This is a genomic window from Acidovorax soli, assembly GCF_014207955.1.
In the GTDB taxonomy this organism is placed as follows: Bacteria; Pseudomonadota; Gammaproteobacteria; order Burkholderiales; family Burkholderiaceae_C; genus Acidovorax; species Acidovorax soli_A.
Window position 1 is genome coordinate 284,338 of the sequence record NZ_JACHLK010000006.1, and the last position, 23,661, is coordinate 307,998.

Genomic DNA, 23,661 nt, shown 5'->3' on the forward strand with positions numbered 1-23,661 from the left:
CAGCGCGCATGTAGGTTTCATGACAGCGACCACCAGCACTTCTTTTCTTGCCGAGCCCCCCACCCGCCCCGCCCGCGACAGCTTCTGGACCCGCATTGCGGCCGAGCTGGCCGAGGCCATCGGCAGCGGCGTCTACCCGCCGGGCCAGCGCCTGCCGTCGGAACATGCGCTGGCCGAGCAGTTCGGTGTGAACCGCCACACCATCCGCCGCTCGCTGGCCAGCCTGTGCAGCCAGGGGCTGGTGCGCATCACCCAGGGCAGCGGTACCTATGTGGAGGACTTCGCGGTGGACCTGGCACTGGGCAAGCGCGTGCGCCACCAGCAGGGCCTGGCCCAGGCCGGCCTGCGCGGCAGCCTGGTGGTGCTGCAGGAGCAGACGGTGCGCGCCACGGCCGCCCTGGCCAAGGCGCTGCAGGTGCCCGCGCGCAGCCCGCTGCTGGCGCTGCGCGTGATCGGCCAGGCCGAGGGCCAGCCCCTGCACGTGAGCGAGCGCTACTTCCCCTTGCCGCGCTTCGAAGGCCTGGCCGCCGTGGTGCGCGAGACCGGCTCCATCACCGCCGGCTTTTCCGCGCACGGCGTGGCCGACTACACGCGGCGCGAAAGCCGCATCACCGCCGAGCTGCCCGATGCCGCCGTGGCGGCCGAATTGCGCCAGCCCGCAACGCGGCCCGTGCTGCTGGTGGAGAGCCTGAACGTCGACCTCGAAGGCACACCCGTCGAATGGGCGCGCGCCTGGTTCGCGGGCGACCGCGTCAAACTCACGGTCAGCCATGACGAATAACGCCACCACCGCCCACCGCTATGCGGTCTATTTCGCACCCCACCCCGGTACCCTGGCCTGGCTGGCCGGCAGCCACTGGCTGGGCCGCTGCGCCGCCCAGTTGCAGCCCCTGCCGCAGCTGGACATCCACGGCGTGGCCAAGGACGAGCTGGAGCGCCTGACCGCCGCACCGCGCCGCTACGGCTGGCATGCCACGCTCAAGGCCCCGTTCGCCCTGGCCCCGGGCGTGGACTGGCTCACCCTGCACCACGCCGTACAGACCCTGGCCCAGGGACTGCGTCCCTTTGCCATGCCGCCCATGGTGGTGGAGCGCATCGGCGACTTCCTGGCGCTGGTGCCCACGCCCGCGCACCCGGCCAACACAGAGATCCAGGCGGCTGCGGCCGCCTGCGTGGCGCAACTGCACCCGCTGGCCGCACCGCTCGCCGAACACGACCTGACACGCCGCCGTGCGGCAGGGCTCACGCCACGGCAGGACGAACTGCTGCAGCGGTGGGGCTACCCCTTCGTGCTCGATGAGTTCCGCTTCCACATGTCGCTGACCGGGTCGCTGTCGGGCGCCGATGACGCCACCGTGGAGCTGGTGCAGGATGCGGCGGACCAGTTCTTTGCCGACCTGCCGCCGCTGCGCTTCGGCAGCCTGGCCCTGTTCGCCGAACCGACGCCGGGCGCCGACTTCGTGCTGCTGGACCACCTGGAGCTGGGCGCATGAGCGGCAGCGCGCCGGGCCGGCTGCTGTATTTCATGGGCCCCTCGGGTGCGGGCAAGGACAGCCTGCTCGACTGGCTGCGCCAGCACCTGCCCGCCGGCCTGCCCGTGCAGTGGGCGCGGCGCACCATCAGCCGCCCGGCCGTCCCCGGCGGCGAACTGCACGAAAGCACTACGCCCGGCGACCACGCTGCGCTGCGCGCCGCCGACGCGTTTGCCCTGCACTGGGAAGCCAATGGCCTGGCCTATGGCGTGCGCCATGGCGAACTGGAACCGCTGGCCCGGGGCCGCTGGCTGCTGGTGAACGGCTCACGCGCCTACCTGCCCGAAGCGCTGCAGCGCTACCCGGCCCTGGTGGCCGTGCACATCACCGCCAGCCCCGAGGTGCTGCGCCAGCGCATCCTGTCGCGCGGGCGCGAAAGCCCAGAGCAGGCCGAACAGCGCGTGCAGCGTGCCCTGCAGTTCCAGGCGCCCGCGGGCGCGGCCGGGATCGAGGTGCGCAACGACACCAGCCTGGACGCCGCGGGCCGCCAGTTGCTGCAGGCCCTGGAACAGCTGCCCGGCTGGCCGAACCCGGTCAGCGCCCCGGCACGCTGAAGTCCGCCCGCGCCTTGAGCGCCTTCGCGCGCGCATGGCAGCCTTCGAGGTGGTCGTTGACCAGGCCCATGGCCTGCATGAAGGCATACACCGTGGTCGGGCCGACAAAGCTCCAGCCGCGCTTCTTGAGGTCCTTGGACATGGCCACCGAACCGGGCGAAGTGATGAAGGTGCGCGCCACCTCGCGCGTGATGCGTTCGGGCCGCTCGCCGGCCGGCGGCTCATAGCGCCAGGCGTAGTTGGCGAGCGAGCCGAACTCCTGGCGCAATTCCAGCACACGGTTGGCGTTGTTGATGGTCGAGGCGATCTTGCCCCGGTGGCGCACGATGGCCGCGTCCTGCACCAGGCGCTCCACATCCTTCTCGGTGAAGCGGGCCACCAGCTCGGCATCGAACTGTGCGAACGCGGCCCGGAAGCCCTCGCGCTTGTTCAGGATGGTGAGCCAGCTCAGTCCCGATTGGAAGCCCTCCAGGCACAGCTTCTCGAACAGGCGCCTGTCGTCTGCCACGGGGAAACCCCACTCCTGGTCATGGTAGTGGCGGTACAGCGGCGTGGCCTGGCACCAGGTGCAGCGCGGGCAGCCGGCTTCGTCGGCGAACAGGCCATCGGGAAGGGTGGTGGTGGCGGCATCGGTCATGGCCGCCATTCTAGGAAGCCGCCACGCCACGCTGCTGACAAGCCCTCTGGGTTCCGCAGAGAACGCCATGTGTCTACACTGGTCAACCCAACATGCCCATCGCCCTCCGTTTCCGCTCCCGCTCCACCGGCCTGGCGCTCCTGGCCGCGACCAGCCTGCTTCTGTCGGGCTGCGCTGGCAGCACCCTGGGCTACTACTGGCAGTCGGTGCGCGGCCATGTGCAGCTGATGGGTGCCGCCGAGCCGCTGGAGGACTGGATCGCGCGCAGCGACATCTCCGTACCTCTGCGCGAGCGTCTGCAACTGGCCCAGCGCGCACGCACCTTCGCGGTGGCGGAGCTCGGCCTGCCTGACAACCCCAGCTACCGTCGCTATGCGGACCTGAAACGCACGGCAGCCGTCTGGAACGTGGTGGCCGCACCGCCCTACTCGCTCACCTTGCACACCTGGTGCTTTCCGGTCACGGGCTGCATCGGCTACCGCGGCTACTTCGACGAGGCGGATGCCAAAGCCGAAGCAGCCCAGCTTGCACAGCAGGGTCTGGAGGTCGAGGTCTACGGAGTGCCCGCCTATTCGACACTGGGCTATATGAACTGGGCCGGGGGCGACCCGCTGCTCAACACCTTCATCGGCTGGCCCGAGGGCGAGTTCGTGCGCCTCTTGTTCCACGAGCTGGCGCACCAGGTGGTCTACGCCAAGGGTGACACGCTGTTCAATGAATCGTTTGCCACCGCGGTGGAACGCCTGGGCAGTGCACGCTGGCTGGCCCAGCAGGCCACGCCCCAGGCCAGTGCGGCCTTTGCCGCGAGCGAGGCGCGGCGCCGCGACTTCCGCGCCCTGGCCCAGGCCACGCGCGAACGCCTCGCGAAAATTTACGCCCAGGAAGCCCTGCCGGACAAGGAGGCACAGAAGGCCGGGGCCATGCAGGCCTTTCGCGCCGACTACGCAGCCCTGCGCGAGCGCTGGCAGGCCACACCGGCCCAGACGGCGGGCTATGACCGCTGGGTGGCCAGTGCCAACAACGCGAGTTTCGGCGCCCAGGCGGCCTACAACGAATTCGTGCCCGCCTTCGAGGCGCTCTTCGAGCGCGAGGGCCGCGACTGGCGCCGGTTTTATGATGCCGTACGCGCCCTGAGCGAACAACCGCAGGCGCAGCGCCACGAGGTGCTGCGCGCCCTGCACCCCAAAGAGGAGACCCCTGGTGCCTGACATCCACATCCACCGCGAACACCACCTGGGCTTCAAGGAAGCCCGCAAGGTCGCTTTCTCCTGGGCCGAAAAGGCCGAGGAGAAATTCGACATGGAATGCACCTACGAAGAGGGCGACACCGAAGACACGCTGTACTTCACGCGCTCCGGCGTCAAGGGCACGCTGCTGGTCGACGCCCAGCGCTTCGAGATGAAGGCGCAGCTCGGCTTCCTGTTCGGCGCCTTCAAGGACCGCATCGAAGCCGAGATCGGCGAGCAACTCGACGCGCTGCTCAATGCCCCCGCAGCCGGCAAGAAAGCCGCGCCCAAGAAAAAAGCGGCCGACGACGCCCCGGCCAAGCCCGCTGCCAAGGCGCCGGCCAAAGCCAAAAAGGCCTGACGATGGCCATGGCAACGCCTGCGCACGACACCCTCTCCGGGCTGCTGCACACACGCTACAGCTGCCGCTCCTTCCTGCCCGAGGCCCTGCCGCGCGCCACCATCGAGCGCATCCTGGCCACGGCGCAGCGCACGGCCTCGTGGTGCAACGCCCAGCCCTGGCAGGTGCACATCGCCAGCGGAACAACCCTGGCCCGGCTGCGCGCCGCCTTCCAGCAGGCCATTGCCAGCACACCACCCGCACCCGACCTGCCCTGGCCGCGCGAGTACCGCGGCGTGTACCAGGAGCGCCGGCGCGAGTGCGGTTACGGCCTGTACGAAGCGCTGGGCATCGCCAAGGGCGACCGCGCCGCATCGGCGCGCCAGGCGGCCGAGAACTTCAGCATGTTCGGCGCACCCCACGTGGCCATCGTGAGCAGCGACGAGGCCCTGGGCGTCTATGGCGCGGTGGACTGCGGCGCCTACGTGGGCAACTTCCTGCTGGCTGCGCATAGCCTGGGCGTGGCCACGGTGCCGCAGGCGGCGCTGGCCTCCTACCCTGGCGTGCTGCGCGAGGTGCTGGGCATCGGCGAGGACCGCACCATCGTCTGCGGTATCTCCTTCGGCCTGGCCGACCCGGCGCACCCGGCCAACCAGTTCCGCACCACGCGCGCCGATCCGGCCAGCAGCGTGGTCTGGCGCGATTGAGCATGCCCTCCCCGGGCACCTGCGTGGTGCTGCAGTGCTTCAACGGCACCACCGAGGGCCCACAGGACAGAGCGCCCTCGGACGACTACTGGCGCCTGATCGGCAGCACCGGGGTGGTGCTGGAGCCCGCCAATGCCCAGGGGCGCGTGCTGGTGCGTTTCGACGAGGACGTCGCGGCGCTGGGCCTGGCCGGCCACAACCCTGTGCCCAACAGCCTGTTGATTGCCGCGTCCGATCTGGCCGCAATCACCTGAGGTTCAGGCCACCGCCTGCAGCCGCATGGCAGGCGCCGTGGTCTGCCGCAAGGTGCCGAACAGGTCCTTGGGATCGGCCAGTTCCGGGATCAGCTGGATGCGCTCGCCCACGCCAAGCTCCAGCGCGGCCGCACGCATGAAGCGCAGGGCCGAGAAGTCCTCCAGCGCAAAGCCCACGGAGTCGAAGACCGTCACCTCGGCATCGCTGCGGCGGCCCGGCTGGCGGCCGACCAGCACCTGCCACAGCTCCGTCACCACGAAGTCGGCTGGCATCTGCTGGATCTCGCCCTCGATGCGGGTCTGCGGCGGGTATTCCACGAACACCCGGCCGCGCGTGAGCACCTCGGCCTGCAGCTCGGTCTTGCCGGGGCAGTCGCCGCCCACGGCATTGATGTGCATGCCGGGCTCGACCATCTCTGCGGTGATGATCGTGGCGCGCGCCTTGTCGGCCGTGATGGTCGTGACAATGTCGGCCCCGCGCACCGCCTCGGCCGTGCTGGCGCACACGGTCACCACCAGGCCCGAGGTGTGCAGGTTGGCCTGCAGCTTGGCCGTGGCGGCCGGGTCGGTGTCGTACAGGCGCACCTCGGTGATGCCCAGCAGGTGCTGGAAGGCCAGGGCCTGGAACTCGCTTTGCGCGCCATTGCCGATGATCGCCATCACCCGGCTGTCCGGCCGCGCCAGCGCCTTGGCCGCCACGGCCGACATAGCGGCCGTGCGCATGGCGGTGGTCAGCGTCAGTTCGCTGAGCAGTTGCGGCGCACCCGTGGCCACGTCGGCCAACACGCCAAAGGCCATCACGGTGGACAGGCCCAGCTGCGTGTTCCTGGGGTGGCCGTTGACGTACTTGAAGGTGTAGGTCGCATCGTCAGCAATCGGCATGAGCTCGATGGCGCCGTCGCGCGAATAGCTGGCCACCCGTGCCGACTTGTCGAACTGCTCCCAGCGCAGGAAGTCTTCGGTGATGCAGTCCGCAATGCCGCCCAGGCAGGCGGCCAGGCCCTTGCGGCGCACCAGTTCCACCGCTTCGGGTGCGCTCAGGTAGAGGGTGGATGCGTGGGCGTGCGGGGCGGTGGTTTGGGTTGGCATGGTATGTCTCCAGATCGGTGGCATCCAGTGTCTGGCGGGCGCAAGGCAATGTGAATCGGCAAGAATGTGCCGATTTGCAGGCTTTGTTGCCACAATGGCAGCGTTGATTTCCATTTTGATGAATCACCGGGGCCCGCCATGGACGAACTCGACCGTTCCCTGATCGCCTTGCTGCGCGGCAACGCGCGCATGAACGTGGCTGACCTGGCGCACAAGCTCGGCGTCTCGCGCGGCACGGTGACCAACCGCATCCGCAAACTCGAAGACAGCCAAGTGATCGTGGGCTACACCGTCAAGCTGCGACCCGAGGCCGAGCCCGACCGCATCCGCGCATGGATGGGCGTGCTGGTCGAAGGCAACCAGTCGCGCCAGGTGGTCGTTGCCCTGCTGGGCGAACCCGGTGTGTCCAGCCTGCACGACACCAACGGCCGCTGGGACCTGCTGGCCGAGCTGGAGGCACGCAGCATGGCCGAACTGGCCCAGGTGCTGGAGCGCGTGCGGCTGGTCTCGGGCATCCGCGGCACCGAGACCAATATCCACCTGACCACCTACCGGTGATCCGCCAGTTCAGCCGACTTGCCCGCCCAGGCTGCGCGCCGCTTCGAGCACGCTCTTCACATAGCGCTCGTCGTAGCGGTGGGCCGGCATGGTCAGTGTGACGGCGGCGGCCACCGTGCCGTCGGCCGCGAACACCGGCGCCGAGATGCCGGCCACCTCGCTGAGCCGGTCGCCCACGCTGGCCACATAGCCATCGGCGCGGATGCGCGCGTACAGCGCCCGGTCATGCCGGCCCAGCGAGTTGGACAGCGCGGCATCGAAGGCCACCAGCACGCGCCCACCCGTGCCCCGGTCCAGCGGCAGCAGGTCGCCCGCGCGGATATGGTCGCGGATGGGGTGCGGCGAATCCACGCGGAACTGGCACAGCCGCGCGTCGCCCTGGCGCACATGGTAGGCCGCGCTCTCGCCCGTGGCGGCCACCAGCTGGCGCAGCACGGGCATGACCACGCGGTCCAGCGAGAACGAGGCCGCATACAGCGCATGCAGCCGCCCCACCTCGGACCCGATGGCATAGCGGCCGTCGTCCAGCCGCTGCACCCAGCGCGCATGCTCCAGCGAGGCCAAGAGGCGCAGCGCCGTGCTCTTGTACAGCCGCGTGCGCGTGGCCAGTTCGGTCAGGGCCAGGGGCCCGTCGCCCTGGCGGAAGGCGGCCATCAGGCTCAGGGCACGGTCCACGGCCGCCGCACCACCCGGGGCGGCATCGGCATCGGCGACGGATTCGGAAACGGCTTTGCGGGGCATACAACGTACAAAAGAACGCAGTTCCGTGTATTGAAACACCACAATCCCGCACCGTCCATGAAAAAAAGCGGCCGGAGCCGCTTTTCTGCAAGGGAATCACCCGGCTCAGCTGAGCTCGGTGATCAGGTCGATGTACTGCTGCTTGGCCGCATCGGATTCCGTGCCCTTGAGCGCGTTCCAGGCGTCCCACTTGGCGCGGCCCACCATGTCGGAGAAGCTGGGCTTCTTCTCGGTGTTGTCGCCCACCGTGGCCTGCTTGTACAGCGCATAGATCTTGAGCAGCGTGGCGTTGTTGGGGCGCTCGCTCAGGTTCTCGGAATTGGCTTTGGCGGCTTCGAAGGCGGCGTTCAGGTCGGCCATGGGGTTGCTCCTTGGGTTCGAAAAATAGGGGAGGGAAAGAACGGTGTCTGCAATTCTTTGCGGCGTTGTATCTTACGGGCTGTGTGCGGTGAGAGGCCGTGCAATCCATAGAGGCAAGCCCCCAAAACAACCACAACAGGTGTACATCCGATGGTGACCCGCATTGCTGCTTCCGACGCCACCCGCTCCGAGGGCCTGGCCAATCCGCTGAACACCGCCTCCCAGGTGGCCCGCAGGGCCCGGGACACCACCGCGGCCGCGGCCCGCGCGGGCGCCCAGGCCCTGCCACCGGCCGCGCGCAAGGCCGCCGGCGCGGTGCAGAAGAACGTGCGCCGCGCGGCCACCGGCATGCTGGGCCTGTCGGGCGAGCGCATGAGCAAGGTCGACACGGCCTGGCTGCGCATGGACTCGGACAGCAACCTGATGATGATCAACGGCGTGTGGACGCTGGCCCCCGGCATCACCTGGGAAGCGCTGTGCGAGCGTGTGCAGCAACGCCTGCTGCAGTACCCGCGCTTTCGCCAGCGTGTGGTCGAGGACGCGGCCGGCGCCACCTGGGTGGAAGACCGCCATTTCGACATCGCCGCCCATGTGCTGCGCGAAACCCTGCCCCACAAGCCCGGCCAGAGCATGCAGCGCGCCCTGCAAGACCGCGTGGGCGAACTCGCCATGCAGCCGCTGGACCCGCGCCGCCCGCTGTGGCAGATGCACTTGGTCGAGAATTTCAAGGGCGACGATGGCCAGCAGGGCAGCGCGCTCATTGTGCGCATCCACCACTGCATCGCCGACGGCATCGCGCTGATCTCGGTCACCATGTCCATCGTGGACGGCGGCTCGGAACCGCCCAAGCGCAGCCGCAAGGAGCGCGAGGCCGCAACCACGGCCGAGGACTGGATCGCCGACGCGCTGATCAAGCCCTTCACCGGCCTCACCGTGAAAGCGCTGGACCTGGCCGGTGATGGCGCGGCGCGCTCGCTCAAGGTGCTGGGCGACCCCGAGAAGGCCATGCAGCACGGGCTGGCCGGCACCATGGACATGGCGCGCGTGGCCTACCAACTGGTGAGCGACGCGGCGGCCCTGGCGCTGATGCCCGACGATTCGCCCACGCGCCTGAAGGGCCAGCCCGGCCAGGCCAAGCGCGTGGCCTGGTGCCCGCCGATCCCGCTGGAGGAAGTCAAGGCCATCGGCAAGGCGCTCAACTGCTCGATCAACGATGTGCTGCTGTCCTGCGTGGCCGGCGCCATCGGCGGCTACCTGCGCAGCCAGGGCGACGACCCCACGGGCCAGGAGATCCGCGCCATGATCCCGGTGAACCTGCGCCCCATGGAAGAGGCCTGGAAGCTGGGCAACCGCTTCGGCCTGGTGCCGCTGGTGCTGCCCATCGGCGTCGCCAACCCGGTGGAGCGGGTGTACGAGGTGCGCCGGCGCATGGCGGCGCTCAAGGGCAGTACCCAGCCCATCTTGGCCTTTGCCATGCTGGCCGTAGCCGGCCTGATGATCAAGCCCGCGCAGGATGCGCTGCTCAATCTCTTCGGCCGCAAGACCACGGCCGTGATGACCAATGTGCCCGGCCCCAAGGAGCAGCTGACCCTGTGCGGTGCGCGCGTCACGCAGTGCATGTTCTGGGTGCCGCAGTCGGGTGACATCGGCCTCGGCGTTTCGATCCTGAGCTATGGCGGTGGCGTGCAGTTCGGCGTGATCACCGACACCACGCTGTGCCCCGAGCCCCAGCGCATCATCGACGCCTTCGCGCCGGAGTTCGACCAGTTGTCGCTGCTCACGCTCATGCTGCCCTGGGGGGACTGATCCCTTGCGCTGGCTTGCCGCGTCGGCGCTGGCCTTGCTGCCGCATGTGCCTGCCAGCGCCACGGTGCGCGAGGAGCATGCACAGCGCCCCTATCCCGTTCAGATCGCACCCGGGCAGACGCTGCGCCAGGCGCTGCAGGCCTCCACGCCCATCGTGGTGGATGGACGCCGCTTCCATGGCTACACACGCTGGAATGTGCGCTGGAACTACCGCTGGTGGCGCGAGGCCTCGGGCCGCTGCGCCATCACCGAAGTCACCACGCGCCTGACCACCGAGGTGCAGCTGCCCGAGCTGCACGGCGCGACGCCAGCGCAGCAGGCCACCTTCGACCGCTACCTGCGCGCGCTGTCGCAACATGAGCAGGGCCACGTGCAAGTGGGGCGCGATGCTGCCCAGGCCGTCGACCAGGGCATTGCCCGCCTGCCGGCAGCCGCCGATTGCGCCACGCTGGAGCGCCAGGCCGACGCGCTGGGCCGCCGCCTGCTGCAGGAGCATGTGGAACGCGAAAGGCAGTACGACCGCGACACCGGCCACGGCACATCACAGGGAGCGCGCCTGGACTGAAATGGAACACCCCCTGAGTCGCTTCGCGCCTTCCCCCTCTCTCAAATTGCTACGCAATTTGGGAGGGGGACGCCCCCAGTGCGGCGGGGCGGCCCTTGCACGGGGGCACTGATCTTGGCCGCGCCAGTTTCATGCGTTGCGGGCGGGGCGCAGCCCTCTGGATAACTGAGGGCGGTTACTCGGTCCCCAGGGCGGACAGCAGGCGCGACACGCTGGCCAGCACCGCAGGCACAGGCTCGCCGAGCTGTGCGCGCACGATGGCGCCCTCGACCACCAGGGCCAGCGCCTGGGCATCCTGCGCCTGCGAGGGCGATGGCGGCAGCAAGGTCGTGGCCAGCAGGTCCACCATGTCCTGCTTGTGGCGGCGGGCAATGTTGTTCACCTCGGGCACGGTATCGCCCAGCTCGCTCACGCTGTTGATGAAAGCGCAGCCCCGGAAGTCCTCGCGCGTGAACCACTCGCCCAGCGCAGGTGCCAGGGCGGCCAAGCCAGCGCCGGCCTTGCCATGGCGCGCCAGCGCATCGGCGAACCAGGCCATCCACAGCGTGTGCCGCATCTCCAGGTAGGCGCAGACGAGGTCGTTCTTGCTTGGAAAGTGTCGGTAGAAGGTCACCTTGGTCACGCCCGATTCGGCGATCACCTTGTCGATGCCGGTCGCGCGGATGCCCTCGCGGTAGAACAGCCGGTGCGCCGTGTGCAGCAGGCGCTCGCGCGCGGGCAGGTCCTGGACGTCGGTGGGAATGGCGAGCAGCATGGCACTATTGTAGACAAGTCTGTCTACATGCGTTTATGATTGCGACGTAGACAGACCTGTCTACTTTCGATTGACCTGCCCCTACCGAGGTACCGCCCATGGAATCCCGCCCGCCCCTGCCCCCGTTTTCGCTTGAAACCGCCATCCAGAAAGTCCGCCTGGCCGAAGACGGCTGGAACTCCCGCGACCCGGCCCGCGTGGTGCTGGCCTATACCGAGGACACGCGCTGGCGCAACCGCGCCGAGTTCCCGGTCGGGCGCGCGGAGGCGCAGCAGTTCCTCGAACGCAAGTGGGCGCGCGAGCTCGACTACCGGCTCATCAAGGAGATCTGGGCCTTCAGCTCGCACCGCATCGGGGTGCGCTTTGCCTACGAGTGGCATGACGACGCTGGCAACTGGTACCGCAGCCACGGCAACGAGAACTGGGAATTCAACGACGCCGGGCTCATGGCCGTGCGCCATGCCAGCATCAACGACCAGCCGATCCAGGCGGCGGACCGCCTGTTCCACTGGCCCCAGGGCCGGCGCCCGGACGACCATCCGGGGCTGACCGAGCTGGGCCTGTGATCAGCGGCTCAAGCCGTCCACAGCCTGGAACATCGACTGTCGTGCCTGGCTCACGATCTGCCCCTTCCAGGCGTCCGTATCGGTGTAGAAGGCCTCCATCATCTGCGCCTTGATCTGTTTCGCCTGCTCGGCCGGCGCATCGGGGTGCAGGTTGAGCCACTGCTCGGCGCGGATCGCGTTCATCACGTCAAGCACGGGCACGGTGCCGTACTCCATCGCAATGCCCGTGCTCTCGGCGTGCGGGCATTCGTCGTAGATGGCGTTCCACATCAGCCCCGTGAGGAAGGCCGAGGTTGACGAGCCATCGTAGATCGACGTGACCGGCGTGGCACCGCCGCCATCCCACCAGGCGCGGGCACGCGCCACCGAGGCGGCATCGTCCTTGCCCGCATAGATGCGCTCGCCATGGCCGTTCGGGCCCAGGCCGGTGTGCAGGTCGATCCAGGCAATCTGCGAGGCGCTGGCGCCATGCTGGCGCAGCACCTGGCGCAGCGTACGGTTGCTCCAGGTCGGCTCGGTGCCGCCGAAGAACAGGCCCTGCGGAAACTCGTGCTGGCCGCGCGAGATGGCGGCCTGCCAGGCGGCTTCGCCCTTGGTGTCGATGTACTGCTGCACGGCGGCCAGGTCCTCCGGGCCGGGAGGCCATTGCTCGGGCAGCAGCAGGGGCTGCACCTCGCGGTAGGCCTCGTTCGCGGGCAGAGGTTTGCTGAAATCCTGGAAGTTGCGGTTCAGGTCCACGTTCTCGTGGGTGAAGCGGCGCACATGCGAGAAGCCATAGGGGTTGAGCGCATGGATATACAGCGTGGCCACGCCGGCCGCGCGCGCCTTGTCGCGCCACTCCTGGTCGTGCAATGCGAACACCTGCACGCCCGTGCCGCAGTAACCCTCCACGCCGTGGCAAGCGCTGCTCACGATGAGCAGCTTCTTCGCGTCGGCCGGGCCATCGCGCACCACGTCCATGGCCAGGTCTTCGCCATCGCGGCCCTTGAGCGGGTGGGCATGCGACTCGATGGGCAAGCCGGCCGCGGCCGCGCCCTCCAGAAACTTCCTGCGGGCCTGGGCGTAGCTGGGCGAAAAGGCGTCGACGATGCCGATCATGGGGCGGTTGCTTTCGTGGGTGGGGTTGGGAGGGAATGCAAACAAGGAACGCGGGCCCGCGCAGCGGCGGGCTCGGCTGGGGGCAGAGGGAGCCCCCCCGGAAAAGACCTCAGGCGGCCGGCTGGGCCAGCCACTCCTCGGCGAGCTTGACCCAGTAGGTCGCGCCCAGCGGGATCAGGTCGTCGTTGAAGTCGTAGCTCGGGTTGTGCAACGTGCAGGGGCCACCGCCATGGCCCATCTCGCGGTGTGCGCCGTCGCCGTTGGCGATGAAACAGTAGGCACCGGGCTTGGCCTGCAGCATGAAGGCAAAGTCCTCGGCGCCCATGGTGGGCTCCTGCACCAGCACATTGGCCTCGCCCACGATGCCGGCCATCACCTTGCGCGCAAAGTCGGCCTCGGCCGGCGAGTTCACGGTGGGCGGGTAGTTGCGGTGGAAGTGGAACTCGCAGGTGGCGTCGTGCGCGGCGCAGGTGTGCTCGGCCACCTGCTGCATGCGCTTTTCGATCAGATCCAGCACCTCGATGGAGAAGGTGCGCACCGTGCCCTGCAGCTCGCAGCTGTCGGGCACCACGTTGGTGGCCTCACCCGCATGCACCATCGTCACCGAGATCACGCCCGCATCCACGGGCTTCTTGTTGCGGCTGATGATGGTCTGGAAGGCCTGCACCATCTGGCAGGCAATCGGCACCGGATCGATGCCGTTGTGCGGCAGCGCCGCATGGCTGCCCTTGCCGCGGATGGTGATCTTGAACTCGTTGCTCGACGCCATCACGGGGCCGGGGCTCACCGCGAACTGGCCCACGGGCATGCCGGGCCAGTTGTGCATGCCGTACACGGCCTCCATGGGGAACTGCTCGAACAAGCCGTCCTTGATCATCTCGCGCGCGCCGCCGCCGCCCTCTTCCGCGGGCTGGAAGATCAGGTACACGGTGCCGTCGAAATTGCGGTGCTTGGCAAAATGCTGCGCCGCAGCAAGCAGCATGGCCGTGTGACCGTCGTGGCCGCAGGCGTGCATCTTGCCAGCGTGCTTGCTGGCATGGGCGAAGGTGTTGAACTCCTGCATGGGCAGGGCGTCGATGTCGGCGCGCAGGCCGATGCCGCGGCCATTGGCTCCGCCGTCGCGCCCCTTGACAATGCCCACCACGCCCGTGGTGCCCATGCCCCGGTGGATGGGAATGCCCCATTCCGTGAGCTTGGCAGCCACCACATCGGCCGTGCGCACCTCTTCGAAGCACAGCTCGGGGTGGGCGTGAATGTCCCGGCGCACCGCTGCAATACTGGCTGCCTGGGTGACGATGGAGTCAATAACGTTCATGATATGTGTCCTTACGATTTCACAGTCTAGCGCGAGAACGTATTTACGGCTTTTCCGGGGATCGCGCAAGTTCCTTGCCGGGATGGGATGCTAGGCGCGGTGTGCTGCCAATAGCCCAGCTATTGGCGAGCGCCGCAACGCCGCAGACCACCCGACAAGGCACTTGCCCTTCGGGTTGAGGTGAAATCGGGCGTTTGCGGGGCCAAGTCGCTTGCATGGGCACAAGCCCATGCGGCGCAACATTGGCACCGCACTCATCCCGATTGCACCTCAACGCGACCCCGGAAAAGCCGTAAATACGTTCTCACAGCAACCTGTGTGCCAACCCGGGTTAATCACCAGTCCACGCCCATGATTTCCTCCCACGCCCTCGACCTTGCGCAGACCCTGGTGCGCATGAACACCGTGAGCCAGAACTCCAACCTGGAGCTGATCCACTTCATCCGCGACCACCTTGCCAAGCTCGGCGTCAAGAGCCGCCTGACCTACAACGCCGACAAGACCAAGGCCAACCTGTTCGCCACGCTGGGCGAGGGCAAGGCCAGCGGCATCATCCTCTCGGGCCACACCGACACCGTGCCCTGGGACGGCCAGGATTGGACGATGGACCCGCTGAGCGCGCTCGTCAAGGACGGCAATCTGTACGGCCGCGGCAGCGCCGACATGAAGGCCTTCATCGGCATCGCCGTCTCGCACGCCGAGCAGTTCCTGGCCAGCGACGCGCCGTTTGCCGTGCACTTCGCCTTCAGCTACGACGAGGAGGTGGGCTGCTTTGGCGTGAAGGAGCTGATCGCCGACCTGCGCGATGCGAACATCCGCCCGCTGGCCTGCATCGTGGGCGAGCCCACGAGCATGGTGCCGGCCATCGCGCACAAGGGCGTGTACCGCTACAAGTGCTGCGTGCGCGGCAAGGAAGCGCATTCCTCGCTCACCCCGCATTCGGTGAACGCCATCGAGATGGCAGCGCGCGTGGTGGGCCGGGTGCGCGACATGGCCGAGGGCTTCGAGCGCGACGAGCCGCGTTTCGAGGGCTTCGACGTGCCGTTCTCCACCGCCAGCGTGGGCCAGTTCCACGGCGGCATTGCCGACAACGTGGTGCCGCGCGACGCCGAGTTCCGCTACGAATTCCGCGACCTGCCCACGGCCAATGCCGCGCAGATGCAGTCGGAGGTCGTGGCCTACGCCCGCTCGCTCGAACCCGCGATGCAGAAGGTGGCGCCCCAGACCGGCTTCAGTTTCGAGACCATCTGCGAGATCCCGAGCTTCCTGGGCAGCAAGGACGACGCCGTGACCCGCCTGGCACAGGAACTGAGCGGCGAAAAGGGCACCACCCTGGTGGCCTTCGGCACCGAGGCCGGGCTGTTCAAGAACGCCGGCATCCCCACCGTGGTCTGCGGCCCCGGCAGCATCCAGCAGGCCCACCAGCCCGACGAGTACGTGAGCCTGGAGCAGCTCGGCCGCTGCGAGGCCTTCATGCAGGGCCTGGCATCGACCAAGGCCTTCGGCTGAGGCCCCTAGGGGCCGTCAGGTTCTCACGCGCCCGTCGCCGGTCAGCATCGACATCTCGACGAAGCTCGAGGCCGCATGGTCGGTGGCGCTGTACGACACCTGGAAGCCCGAGATGGTCTGGCTGCCCAGGCCTTCGAGCCCGGCGATCAGGCCCTCGCGGGTGATGGCCCTGCCGCTGCCGTTGGCCTGGCGCAGCCCCTCGGCAAAGACGCGCGCCGCCACGAAACCCTCCATGCTGGAGTAGTTGGCCTGCACCTTGTCGCCGCCCTTCTTGATGGCCTCCAGGAACTCGCGCGTGATCTGGCGCGAGGGCTGGTAGGGCGAGGGCATGACCTGCGAGACCACCACGCCGGCACCGTCCTTGCCCAGTTCGTCGGCCAGGGCCTGCGTGCCCACGAAGGACACGTTGTAGAACGTGCCGCCAAAACCCGCCTTGCGCGCCGCGCGCACAAAAGCGGCGCTGCCCGCATAGGCGGCGATCTGCACCACCGCATCGGGCTTGGCGGCCACCAGCTTCTCGACGGCGGACCTCACGTCCACCGAATTGCGCTCCACCGTCGCCGTGGCCACGGGCGCCAGCTTCTGCTCGGTCAGCGCACGCACCACGCCATCGAGCCCGGCCTTGCCATAGGCATCGTTCTGGTGGAAGACCGCGATCTTCTTGAGCCCCAGGTTGGTGAGCTGGCGCACGATGAGCGCGGTTTCGTCGTAGTAGGACGCACGCACATGGAACACCAGCCGGTTGAACGGCTGGCGCAAGGCCTCGGCCCCGGTGAACGGGCCGAAGAACGGCACCTTCTCCTTGGTGAACAGCGGCAGCGCCGCCAGGCTGGTGGGGGTGCCGATGTAGCCGAACAGCGCGAACACGTCGTCGGCCATGAGCTTCCTCGTGTTCTCGGCACAGCGGTCGGGCTCGTAGCCGTCGTCGAGCGTGCGGATCTCGATCTGCCGCTTGCCCACGCCGCCCTGGGCATTGAGCTGGTCGAAGAACAGCTTGGCCCCCTGGTGGAACTGGATGCCCAGTTGCGCCGCCGGCCCGCTGAACGGGGCCGACTGGCCCAGCACGATGCGCCCGTCGCCCTGCGCCCTGGCGGTCTGAAAACCGGCGAGCGCCACGGCGCCCAAGCCGGCAGAAAACTGCCTGCGCCCCCAGACAATGTGGTTCATGGTGAAATCCCGGTTCCAATAAGAAAATCCAAGGGCGGTACGCCTTTGGTGCGCCCGGACGGGCCGCGCCACAAGCGCGCCACCAACCCTGCCAGCCAGTTTAACGACCAGCCCCACCCATGCCCACGATTTCGGCCCCTGTTTCTGCAGATTCTGCCCCCCTGGTGGTGCGCGGCGCCTGCCCCCACGACTGCCCCGACACCTGCGCGCTGATCACCACCGTGGTCGATGGCGTGGCCACGCGCGTGCAGGGCAACCCTGAGCACGCCCACACCGATGGCGTGCTGTGCGCCAAGGTCTCGCGCTACACCGAGCGCAGCTACCACCCCGAGCGTGTGCTCACCCCGCTCAAGCGCAGCGGCCCCAAGGGCAGCGGCCAGTTCACCCCCGTCAGCTGGGACGAAGCCCTGGCCGACATTGCGCAGCGCCTGACCACCATCGCCGCGCACGACCCCGAGGCCATCCTGCCCTACAGCTACGCGGGCACCATGGGCATGGTGCAGGGCGAGAGCATGGACCGGCGCTTCTTCGCCCAGTTGGGCGCCTCGCTGCTGGACCGCACCATCTGCGCCTCGGCCGGTGCCGAGGCCCTGGTGCAGACCCTGGGCGGCAAGGTGGGCATGAAGGTGGAGTTCTTCGCCGAGGCGCAGCTCATCCTGATCTGGGGCAGCAACTCCATCGGCAGCAACCTGCACTTCTGGCGCTATGCGCAGCAGGCCAAGCGCAACGGCGCCAAGCTGGTCTGCATCGACCCGCGCAAGACCGAGACGGCCGACAAGTGCCACGAGCACATCGCCCTGCGCCCCGGCACCGATGCCGCCCTGGCCCTGGCGCTGATGCACGAACTCATCGTGCACGACTGGCTGGACCATGACTACATCGCCCGCCACACCCTGGGCTGGGAAGGCCTGCGCGAGCGCGCCCTGCAGTGGCCACCCGAGCGCGCGGCCGAAGTCTGCGGCATCCCCGTGGAGCAGATCCGCCAGCTGGCAAAGGACTACGGCACCACGAAGCCCGCCGCCATCCGCCTGAACTACGGCATGCAGCGCGTGCGCGGCGGCGGCAATGCCGTGCGCGCCGTCACCTGCCTGCCCGCGCTCACGGGCGCCTGGCGCCACCGCGCGGGCGGCATGCTGCTGTCGAGCTCGGGCCAGTACCCGGTGCAGCGCGCCGTGCTGCAGCGCCCCGACCTGCTGGCCGGCCGCCGGCCGCGCACCATCAACATGTCCACCATCGGCGACGACCTGCTGCGCCCGGCCTCGCCCAGCTTCGGGCCCCAGGTGCAGGCCGTGGTGGTCTACAACAGCAACCCCGTGGCCGTGGCGCCCGATTCGGGCAAGGTGGTGCAGGGCTTTGCGCGCGAGGATTTGTTCACCGTGGTGCTGGAGCATTTCCACACCGACACGGCCGACTATGCCGACTACATCCTGCCGGCCACCACGCAACTCGAGCACTGGGACGTGCACCTCTCGTACGGCCACACCGACGTGGTGCTCAACCGCCCCGCCATCGCACCGCTGGGCGATGCGCGCTCCAACGCGCAGATCTTCCGCGACCTGGCCGCGCACATGGGCTACACCGACCCCTGCTTTGCCGACGATGACGCCACCCTGTGCCGCCAGGCCTTTGGCGATGCCGTGGACTTTGCGCTGCTCGAATCGCAGGGCTTTGCCACGCTGGCCATGCCCGATGCGCCGTTTGCCGAGGGGCAGTTCCCCTCGCCCTCGGGCAAGTGCGAGTTCTACAGCGCGCGCCTGGCCGCTCAGGGCCTGGACGGCCTGCCCGACCACCTGCCCAACTACGAGCTGCAGGGCAGCTCGGCCCAGTACCCGCTGGCCATGATCTCGCCGCCCGCGCGCAACTTCCTCAACTCGACCTTCGTCAACGTGAAGACCCTGCGCGACATCGAGGGCCGGCCGCTGCTGGAAATCCACCCCGACGACGCCGAGGCACGCGGCATCGCCAACGACAGCATCGTGCGCGTGTTCAACGCCCGGGGCAGCTACCGCTGTCACGCCAGCGTGTCGCGCCGCGCCCGGCCCGGCGTGGTCAACGGCATGGGCATCTGGTGGCGCAAGCTGGGCCTGGACGGCACCAACGTCAACGAGATCACCAGCCAGGCCCTGACCGACCTGGGCCGCGCCCCCACCTTCTACGATTGCCTGGTGGAGGTGGAGGCGGTGAACGAAACGGCCTGAACCCTCACGCCCCGGGCGCCAGCGCCAGGTAGTGGTGCACCGCGGGCTTGTCCGGGCCCTGGTGGAAACGCAGCGCCTGCGCCTGCAGATCGGCATCGGCCTGGGAGACCCGGTCGTGCTGGCGCAGGTGCTCGGCCCAGGATTCGACCAGGAACCATTCGATCACGCGCCCGGGCTCGCCCGTGTGCTCGGCCACCCCCCAGGCATAGGCCCCGTCGCGACGGCGCTCCGCGGCCACCCGTTGCATGGCCTGCAGAAAGGCCGGCTGGTCCTCCTTGCGGATGCGGTATTCGACCTGCACCATGACCGGGCCGCGGTCGTGCGCCACCGGCTCCGCCAGCAGGGGCTCGGGCCAGTGGCGCGAGGGCTGCAGGTCGGCCTCGCCCGTGGGCAGCTTGACGCGGTGGAACACGAAGGCCACCACCACCAGCCCGGCTGCGCCGATGAGCAGCGTGGCCGCCACTCCGAGTTGCCCCGCCACCAGGCCCCAGCCCAGGCTGCCGGCCGCCATGGCGCCGTTGAACACCATGAGGTAGATGGCCAGGCCGCGCCCACGCACCCAGTTGGGCAGAACCGCCTGGGCCACGCCGTTGAGCGTGGTCAGCGCAATGATCCAGCCCAGGCCCAGCACCAGCATCAGGGCCACGGCGGCCCACTGCGGTGGAGCCAGGGTGAGCACAGCCATCACCCCGGCCGTGAGCAGCGAGGCGGTGAGCACCAGGCCATCGGTGTCGAGCTTGCGGCGCAGCTTGGGCAGCAGCACCGCGCCCAGGATGGCACCCGCGCCCACCGCCCCCAGCAGCACGCCATAGAACCCGGCCGAGCCACCCAGCATGCGCCGGGCCACCAGGGGCAGCAGCGCCCATACGGAGCTGGCGAACAGGAAGAACACCGCCGCGCGCAGCAGCACCACGTGCAGCTCGCGGCTGGCGCGGGCATAGCGCACGCCGGCGCGGAAGGCGCCGAAGAACTGCTCGCCGCGCCCGGTGTCCACCGCCGCCGGCCGGCGCCACCACAGCAGGGCCGCGATCACGAACACATAGCTCAGCACATCCAGGCCATAGGCCGCGGCCGCACCAAAGCTGGCCAGCAGCAGGCCGCCCACCGCCGGGCCCACGGCGCGCGCGATGTTGATGCCCAGGGAGTTAAGCGCCACGGCATTGCGCAGCTCGCTGCGCGGCACCAGTTCGGGCACGATGGACTGCCAGGTGGGCCCCATGAGCGCGGCCCCCACGCCGCCCAGGAAGGTCAGCGCGATCAGGTACTCCACCGTGAGCGTGTGGGTGTGGGCCAGCAGCAGCAGGGCACCGCTGACCCCGGCCAGCAGTATCTGCACGGCGATCAGGAAGCGCCGCCGGTCCAGGATGTCCGACAGCACGCCCGCCGGCAGTGCCAGCAGAAAGACAGGCAGCGTGGCCGCCGTCTGCACCAGGGCCACGGCCGTGGGGCTGGTGGAGAGCTCGGTCACCATCCAGGCGCTGGCCACGTCGCGCATGAAGCTGCCGATATTGCCCAGCACCGTGGCAGCCCAGAGCACCGCGAACACCGGCAGGCGCAGCGGGGCAAACGCGCCGCCGCCGGCTGCAGCAGCCGATTGCGCGGAGGGGTGTTGGTGTTCATGCGCCATGCAGGCCTCCCAGGTCGTGCCAGGCCACGAGGACGAATCCGCCCGCCAGGCCCCAATGTTCGAAGAATGCGTTGGCCGTGGCCCGGCGCTCTGCCGGGGCGGCCTGCCAGAAGCGGTCGGCCACGAAGGCGGCCAGCACCGTGAAGCCCGCCAGGGCCAGTGCCCCCAGCCACCGGTACCAGCCCGAGACCACGAGGGCCGAGGCACCCAGTTGCAGCGCGATGGTGGCCAGCGCGATCGGTGCGGCCGGCGCCAGGCCAAAGTGCCGCATCTCGGCCACGGCACCGCCAAAGTCGCGCGCCTTGGTGATACCGCCCTGCAGGTAGGCGGCACACAGGCACAGCAGGGCCAGCGACTGCACCCAGGGGGCGGTCGCTGCGGAATGAAGAGTCTCTGCCATTACACCGCCCAGCAGGCGCAGCCGAGCGCCCCCCAGAAGCCCTTGAGGTCGGCAATCGGCAACTGGCTGCTCCACGCCGTGGCGTGCTGGTGGCCGTGCACATTGCAGTCGTTGGCGCAGGCACAGGCCGCCGCCGCGCGGCGCATCACGGCCTGCAGCGGCGCGCCTTCCTGGTCGCCCCAGGCGCCATAGCCGCCGAAGGTGCGCACGGGCGACCAGTCGGGCATGGCCGGCGGCGGCGCGGCGCCATCGTGCGCGGCGAAATCGCCCGCGCCATAGACCACCTTGCCGCCCACCACGGTGAGCAGGGCCGTGGTGTCGGCGATGTCGGACTCGGGGCAGGCGAAGAAGTCGCGGTCGGGCACCACCAGGTCGGCGAGCTGGCCCACCTCAATGCGGCCCTTCTTGCCCTCTTCATTGCTGAACCAGGTCACGTTCTCGGTCCACATGCGCAATGCGGCCTCGCGGTCTAGGCAGTTGCGCTGCGGGGTCAGCTGCAGGCCGCCCACGGTCTTGCCCGTGACCAGCCAGGACAGCGAGACCCAGGGGTTGTACGAGGCCACGCGCGTAGCGTCGGTGCCGGCGGAGACCTTGACGCCTTTTTCCAGCATGCGCTTGACGGGCGGCGTGGCCTCGGCCGCGCCAGCGCCGTAGCGCTCGACGAAGTACTCGCCCTGGTAGGCCATGCGGTGCTGCACGGCCACGCCGCCGCCCAGCGCGGCGATGCGGTCGATGGAGCGCTCGGAAATGGTCTCGGCATGGTCGAAGAACCAGTTCAGGCCGGCCAGCGGCGTGTCGCGGTTCACCTTCTCGAACACGTCGAGCGCACGTGTGATGGTTTCGTCGTAGGTGGCGTGCATGCGCCAGGGCCAGCGGTTCTGCGCGAGGATGCGCACCACCTCTTCGAGGTCGTCCTCCATCTCCGGGCCCATCTCGGGCCGCGGCTGGCGGAAGTCCTCGAAGTCGGCGGCCGAGAACACCAGCATCTCGCCCGCGCCGTTGTGGCGGAAGTAGTCCGTGCCCTGCTTGTACTGCGAGGTGGCCGTCCAGTGCAGGAAATCCTCTTTCTCCTGCTTGGGCTTTTGCGTGAACAGGTTGTAGGCCAGGCGGATGGTGAGCTGGTCGGCATCGGCCAGTTCCTGGATCACCGCATAGTCGTCCGGGTAGGCCTGGAAGCCCCCGCCCGCATCGATGGCGCCCGTCACGCCCAGGCGGTTGAGTTCGCGCATGAAGTGGCGCGTGGAATTGACCTGGTAGTCGTGCGGCAGCTTGGGGCCCTTGGCCAGCGTGGCGTACAGGATGGCGGCGTTGGGCTTGGCCAGCAACAGGCCCGTGGGGTTGCCCGCGCTGTCGCGCACGATCTCGCCGCCCGGGGGCGCGGGTGTTTCGCGCGTGTAGCCCACGGCGCGCAGCGCGGCGGCGTTGAGCAGGGCGCGGTCATACAGGTGCAGGATGAACACCGGCGTGTCGGGCGCCACGGCGTTGAGCTCGGCAATCGTGGGCAGGCGCTTCTCGGCGAACTGGTGCTCGGTGAAGCCGCCCACCACGCGCACCCATTGCGGCGCGGGCGTCACCGCCACCTGGCGGCGCAGCATGGCCATGGCATCGGCCAGGCTGCGCACGCCGTCCCAGCGCAGCTCCATGTTGAAGTTCAGGCCGCCGCGGATGATGTGCAGGTGGTTGTCGATGAGGCCGGGCAGGACGGAGCGGCCCTGCAGGTCGATGGCGCGCGTGCCGGGGCCGGCCAGCGGCAGGATCTCGCGGTCCGTGCCGACTGCTGTGAAGCGGCCACCGGTGATGGCCACGGCGCTGGCCGTGGGCTGGGCCCGGTTGAGCGTGGTGAAGCGGCCGTGGTGCAGGATCAGGTCGGGCGTGCTGGTCTGGGCCATGGGAGGGGTTCTTTCAGGGACGGGAGGGGGAAGACAGGCGCCGCAGTATCGGGCACCTGCCGGGTCATCGCGATCAAAACGCAGGGCCGGCGCCCCTGCCGTCAGCCTTCGTGGGCGTTGAACATGGTCTTGGCGTAGGTAATGCCCAGACCGTAACCGCCGCCGAACTTCTTGGCGATGCCGGTCGTCATGTCGTAGGTCTCACCGCGCGCCCAGTCGCGCTGCAGCTCCAGCAGGTACTGCAGGGACGTGATGGGCCGTGCACCGGCCTGCACCATGCGCTCCATGGCGCGGTTGTGGGCCTCGGTGGAGATATCGCCGCTGGCGTCGGCGATCACGTAGACCTCGAAGCCCTGGTCCAGCGCCGACAGGGCCGGCCCCACGATACAGACGCTGGTCCACAGGCCGGCCAGCACGATGCGTGGCTTGCCGATGGCGTTGATGCGCTCGATCACGGCCGCATCCTCCCAGGTGTTCATGGAGGTGCGGTCCAGCAGCGCCTGACCGGGGAACGGGGCCGTGACTTCCTCGAACATGGGGCCCGAGAAGCTCTTCTCGGCCACCGTGGTGAGGATGGTCGGCACCTTGAAGCCCGCGGCGGCGCTGGCCACCAGGCCGGCGTTGGAGCGCAGCGTGATCGCGTCGATGGAATGCGTGGCAAAGGCCATCTGCGACTGGAAGTCGATCATCACCAGGGTGTGGTCGTTGGGGGTCAGCAGCGTGGAACCGGCGGTGGGCTTGGCGATAGGTGTCATGGGAATCTCCTTGG

General features: G+C 68.9%; 25 protein-coding genes. 13 read left to right on the plus strand and 12 right to left on the minus strand.

Going from position 1 to position 23,661, the window contains the following annotated elements:
- Positions 1 to 19 precede the first annotated feature (19 nt).
- The 3 genes from phnF to phnN are packed head-to-tail and all read left to right on the plus strand — an operon-like array spanning position 20 to position 2,086.
- Entirely contained in the window at positions 20 to 781 is a 762-nt protein-coding gene (gene phnF / locus HNP48_RS17105) for a phosphonate metabolism transcriptional regulator PhnF (protein WP_184859135.1), read from the plus strand.
- Positions 771 to 1,493, plus strand: a complete 723-nt coding sequence (locus HNP48_RS17110; RefSeq protein WP_184859136.1) for a DUF1045 domain-containing protein — start codon at positions 771 to 773, stop codon at positions 1,491 to 1,493. Before phnF ends, HNP48_RS17110 begins: the two co-directional genes overlap by 11 nt.
- A complete protein-coding gene (gene phnN, locus HNP48_RS17115) occupies positions 1,490 to 2,086 on the plus strand; it encodes a phosphonate metabolism protein/1,5-bisphosphokinase (PRPP-forming) PhnN (RefSeq protein WP_184859137.1) in 597 nt (198 codons plus the stop codon). The genes HNP48_RS17110 and phnN overlap by 4 nt, the downstream gene beginning before the upstream one ends.
- On the opposite strand, the gene HNP48_RS17120 is transcribed toward phnN, so the two are convergent.
- Positions 2,067 to 2,732: a DNA-3-methyladenine glycosylase I gene (locus HNP48_RS17120; RefSeq protein WP_184859138.1), complete on the minus strand. Its 666-nt coding sequence runs from the start codon at positions 2,730 to 2,732 to the stop codon at positions 2,067 to 2,069. The genes phnN and HNP48_RS17120 overlap by 20 nt on opposite strands.
- Positions 2,733 to 2,815: 83 nt before the next feature.
- On the opposite strand from HNP48_RS17120, the gene HNP48_RS17125 reads away from it, so the two are divergent.
- Genes HNP48_RS17125 through HNP48_RS17140 form a run of 4 tightly spaced genes read left to right on the plus strand, consistent with a single transcriptional unit; the run spans position 2,816 to position 5,250 of the window.
- Positions 2,816 to 3,931 carry an aminopeptidase gene (locus tag HNP48_RS17125; RefSeq protein ID WP_184859139.1) on the plus strand — a complete coding sequence of 372 codons (1,116 nt, stop codon included), beginning with the start codon at positions 2,816 to 2,818 and terminating at the stop codon, positions 3,929 to 3,931.
- Positions 3,924 to 4,310, plus strand: coding sequence for a polyhydroxyalkanoic acid system family protein (locus HNP48_RS17130; RefSeq protein WP_184859140.1), 387 nt, complete (start codon positions 3,924 to 3,926; stop codon positions 4,308 to 4,310). The genes HNP48_RS17125 and HNP48_RS17130 overlap by 8 nt, the downstream gene beginning before the upstream one ends.
- A gap of 8 nt (positions 4,311 to 4,318) precedes the next feature.
- Positions 4,319 to 4,996: a nitroreductase gene (locus tag HNP48_RS17135; RefSeq protein WP_184859141.1), complete on the plus strand. Its 678-nt coding sequence runs from the start codon at positions 4,319 to 4,321 to the stop codon at positions 4,994 to 4,996.
- Between the two features lie 2 nt (positions 4,997 to 4,998).
- On the plus strand, positions 4,999 to 5,250 hold the full coding sequence (locus tag HNP48_RS17140; protein ID WP_184859142.1) for a hypothetical protein: 252 nt from the start codon (positions 4,999 to 5,001) through the stop codon (positions 5,248 to 5,250).
- Between the two features lie 3 nt (positions 5,251 to 5,253).
- Here HNP48_RS17140 and HNP48_RS17145 read toward each other — a convergent pair whose 3' ends face one another.
- Complete coding sequence (locus tag HNP48_RS17145; RefSeq protein WP_184859143.1) at positions 5,254 to 6,339, minus strand: ornithine cyclodeaminase; 1,086 nt, start codon at positions 6,337 to 6,339, stop codon at positions 5,254 to 5,256.
- 138 nt (positions 6,340 to 6,477) lie between these two features.
- On the opposite strand from HNP48_RS17145, the gene HNP48_RS17150 reads away from it, so the two are divergent.
- A complete protein-coding gene (locus HNP48_RS17150; protein WP_184859144.1) occupies positions 6,478 to 6,897 on the plus strand; it encodes an Lrp/AsnC family transcriptional regulator in 420 nt (139 codons plus the stop codon).
- 9 nt (positions 6,898 to 6,906) lie between these two features.
- Here HNP48_RS17150 and HNP48_RS17155 read toward each other — a convergent pair whose 3' ends face one another.
- Together HNP48_RS17155 and HNP48_RS17160 are read right to left on the minus strand one after the other, a co-directional pair.
- A complete protein-coding gene (locus HNP48_RS17155) occupies positions 6,907 to 7,638 on the minus strand; it encodes an IclR family transcriptional regulator (protein WP_184859145.1) in 732 nt (243 codons plus the stop codon).
- Between the two features lie 105 nt (positions 7,639 to 7,743).
- On the minus strand, positions 7,744 to 7,998 hold the full coding sequence (locus HNP48_RS17160) for an acyl-CoA-binding protein (RefSeq protein ID WP_179682334.1): 255 nt from the start codon (positions 7,996 to 7,998) through the stop codon (positions 7,744 to 7,746).
- 150 nt (positions 7,999 to 8,148) lie between these two features.
- On the opposite strand from HNP48_RS17160, the gene HNP48_RS17165 reads away from it, so the two are divergent.
- Positions 8,149 to 9,804: a wax ester/triacylglycerol synthase family O-acyltransferase gene (locus tag HNP48_RS17165; protein ID WP_311773830.1), complete on the plus strand. Its 1,656-nt coding sequence runs from the start codon at positions 8,149 to 8,151 to the stop codon at positions 9,802 to 9,804.
- A gap of 4 nt (positions 9,805 to 9,808) precedes the next feature.
- Entirely contained in the window at positions 9,809 to 10,369 is a 561-nt protein-coding gene (locus tag HNP48_RS17170; RefSeq protein WP_184859146.1) for a DUF922 domain-containing Zn-dependent protease, read from the plus strand.
- A gap of 175 nt (positions 10,370 to 10,544) precedes the next feature.
- Here the strand turns inward: HNP48_RS17170 and HNP48_RS17175 are convergent, their stop codons facing one another.
- Positions 10,545 to 11,123, minus strand: a complete 579-nt coding sequence (locus tag HNP48_RS17175) for a TetR/AcrR family transcriptional regulator (RefSeq protein WP_184859148.1) — start codon at positions 11,121 to 11,123, stop codon at positions 10,545 to 10,547.
- 98 nt (positions 11,124 to 11,221) lie between these two features.
- On the opposite strand from HNP48_RS17175, the gene HNP48_RS17180 reads away from it, so the two are divergent.
- Positions 11,222 to 11,689 (plus strand): nuclear transport factor 2 family protein, encoded by a 468-nt coding sequence (locus tag HNP48_RS17180; RefSeq protein WP_184859150.1) that lies wholly within the window; start codon positions 11,222 to 11,224, stop codon positions 11,687 to 11,689.
- Here the strand turns inward: HNP48_RS17180 and HNP48_RS17185 are convergent, their stop codons facing one another.
- Positions 11,690 to 12,787, minus strand: a complete 1,098-nt coding sequence (locus HNP48_RS17185; protein WP_184859152.1) for a M14 family metallopeptidase — start codon at positions 12,785 to 12,787, stop codon at positions 11,690 to 11,692.
- A gap of 109 nt (positions 12,788 to 12,896) precedes the next feature.
- Positions 12,897 to 14,102: a M20 aminoacylase family protein gene (locus HNP48_RS17190; RefSeq protein ID WP_184859154.1), complete on the minus strand. Its 1,206-nt coding sequence runs from the start codon at positions 14,100 to 14,102 to the stop codon at positions 12,897 to 12,899.
- A gap of 351 nt (positions 14,103 to 14,453) precedes the next feature.
- On the opposite strand from HNP48_RS17190, the gene argE reads away from it, so the two are divergent.
- Entirely contained in the window at positions 14,454 to 15,611 is a 1,158-nt protein-coding gene (gene argE, locus HNP48_RS17195; protein ID WP_184859156.1) for an acetylornithine deacetylase, read from the plus strand.
- A 15-nt stretch (positions 15,612 to 15,626) separates the two neighbouring features.
- Here the strand turns inward: argE and HNP48_RS17200 are convergent, their stop codons facing one another.
- The gene (locus HNP48_RS17200) at positions 15,627 to 16,778 is read right to left on the minus strand and encodes an ABC transporter substrate-binding protein (protein ID WP_184859158.1); all 1,152 of its coding nucleotides are present in this window, start codon (positions 16,776 to 16,778) and stop codon (positions 15,627 to 15,629) included.
- 119 nt (positions 16,779 to 16,897) lie between these two features.
- Between HNP48_RS17200 and HNP48_RS17205 the strand changes: the two genes are divergently transcribed.
- Entirely contained in the window at positions 16,898 to 18,976 is a 2,079-nt protein-coding gene (locus HNP48_RS17205; RefSeq protein WP_184859160.1) for a molybdopterin-dependent oxidoreductase, read from the plus strand.
- Positions 18,977 to 18,980: 4 nt separating this feature from the next.
- Here HNP48_RS17205 and HNP48_RS17210 read toward each other — a convergent pair whose 3' ends face one another.
- The 4 genes from HNP48_RS17210 to HNP48_RS17225 form a co-directional block, all read right to left on the minus strand.
- Complete coding sequence (locus tag HNP48_RS17210; protein WP_184859163.1) at positions 18,981 to 20,603, minus strand: MFS transporter; 1,623 nt, start codon at positions 20,601 to 20,603, stop codon at positions 18,981 to 18,983.
- Positions 20,593 to 21,003 carry a DoxX family protein gene (locus HNP48_RS17215; RefSeq protein WP_184859165.1) on the minus strand — a complete coding sequence of 137 codons (411 nt, stop codon included), beginning with the start codon at positions 21,001 to 21,003 and terminating at the stop codon, positions 20,593 to 20,595. The genes HNP48_RS17210 and HNP48_RS17215 overlap by 11 nt, the downstream gene beginning before the upstream one ends.
- Positions 21,003 to 22,892, minus strand: a complete 1,890-nt coding sequence (locus HNP48_RS17220; RefSeq protein ID WP_184859167.1) for an amidohydrolase — start codon at positions 22,890 to 22,892, stop codon at positions 21,003 to 21,005. Before HNP48_RS17220 ends, HNP48_RS17215 begins: the two co-directional genes overlap by 1 nt.
- A gap of 101 nt (positions 22,893 to 22,993) precedes the next feature.
- A complete protein-coding gene (locus tag HNP48_RS17225; RefSeq protein WP_184859169.1) occupies positions 22,994 to 23,647 on the minus strand; it encodes a hydrolase in 654 nt (217 codons plus the stop codon).
- Positions 23,648 to 23,661: the final 14 nt, after the last annotated feature.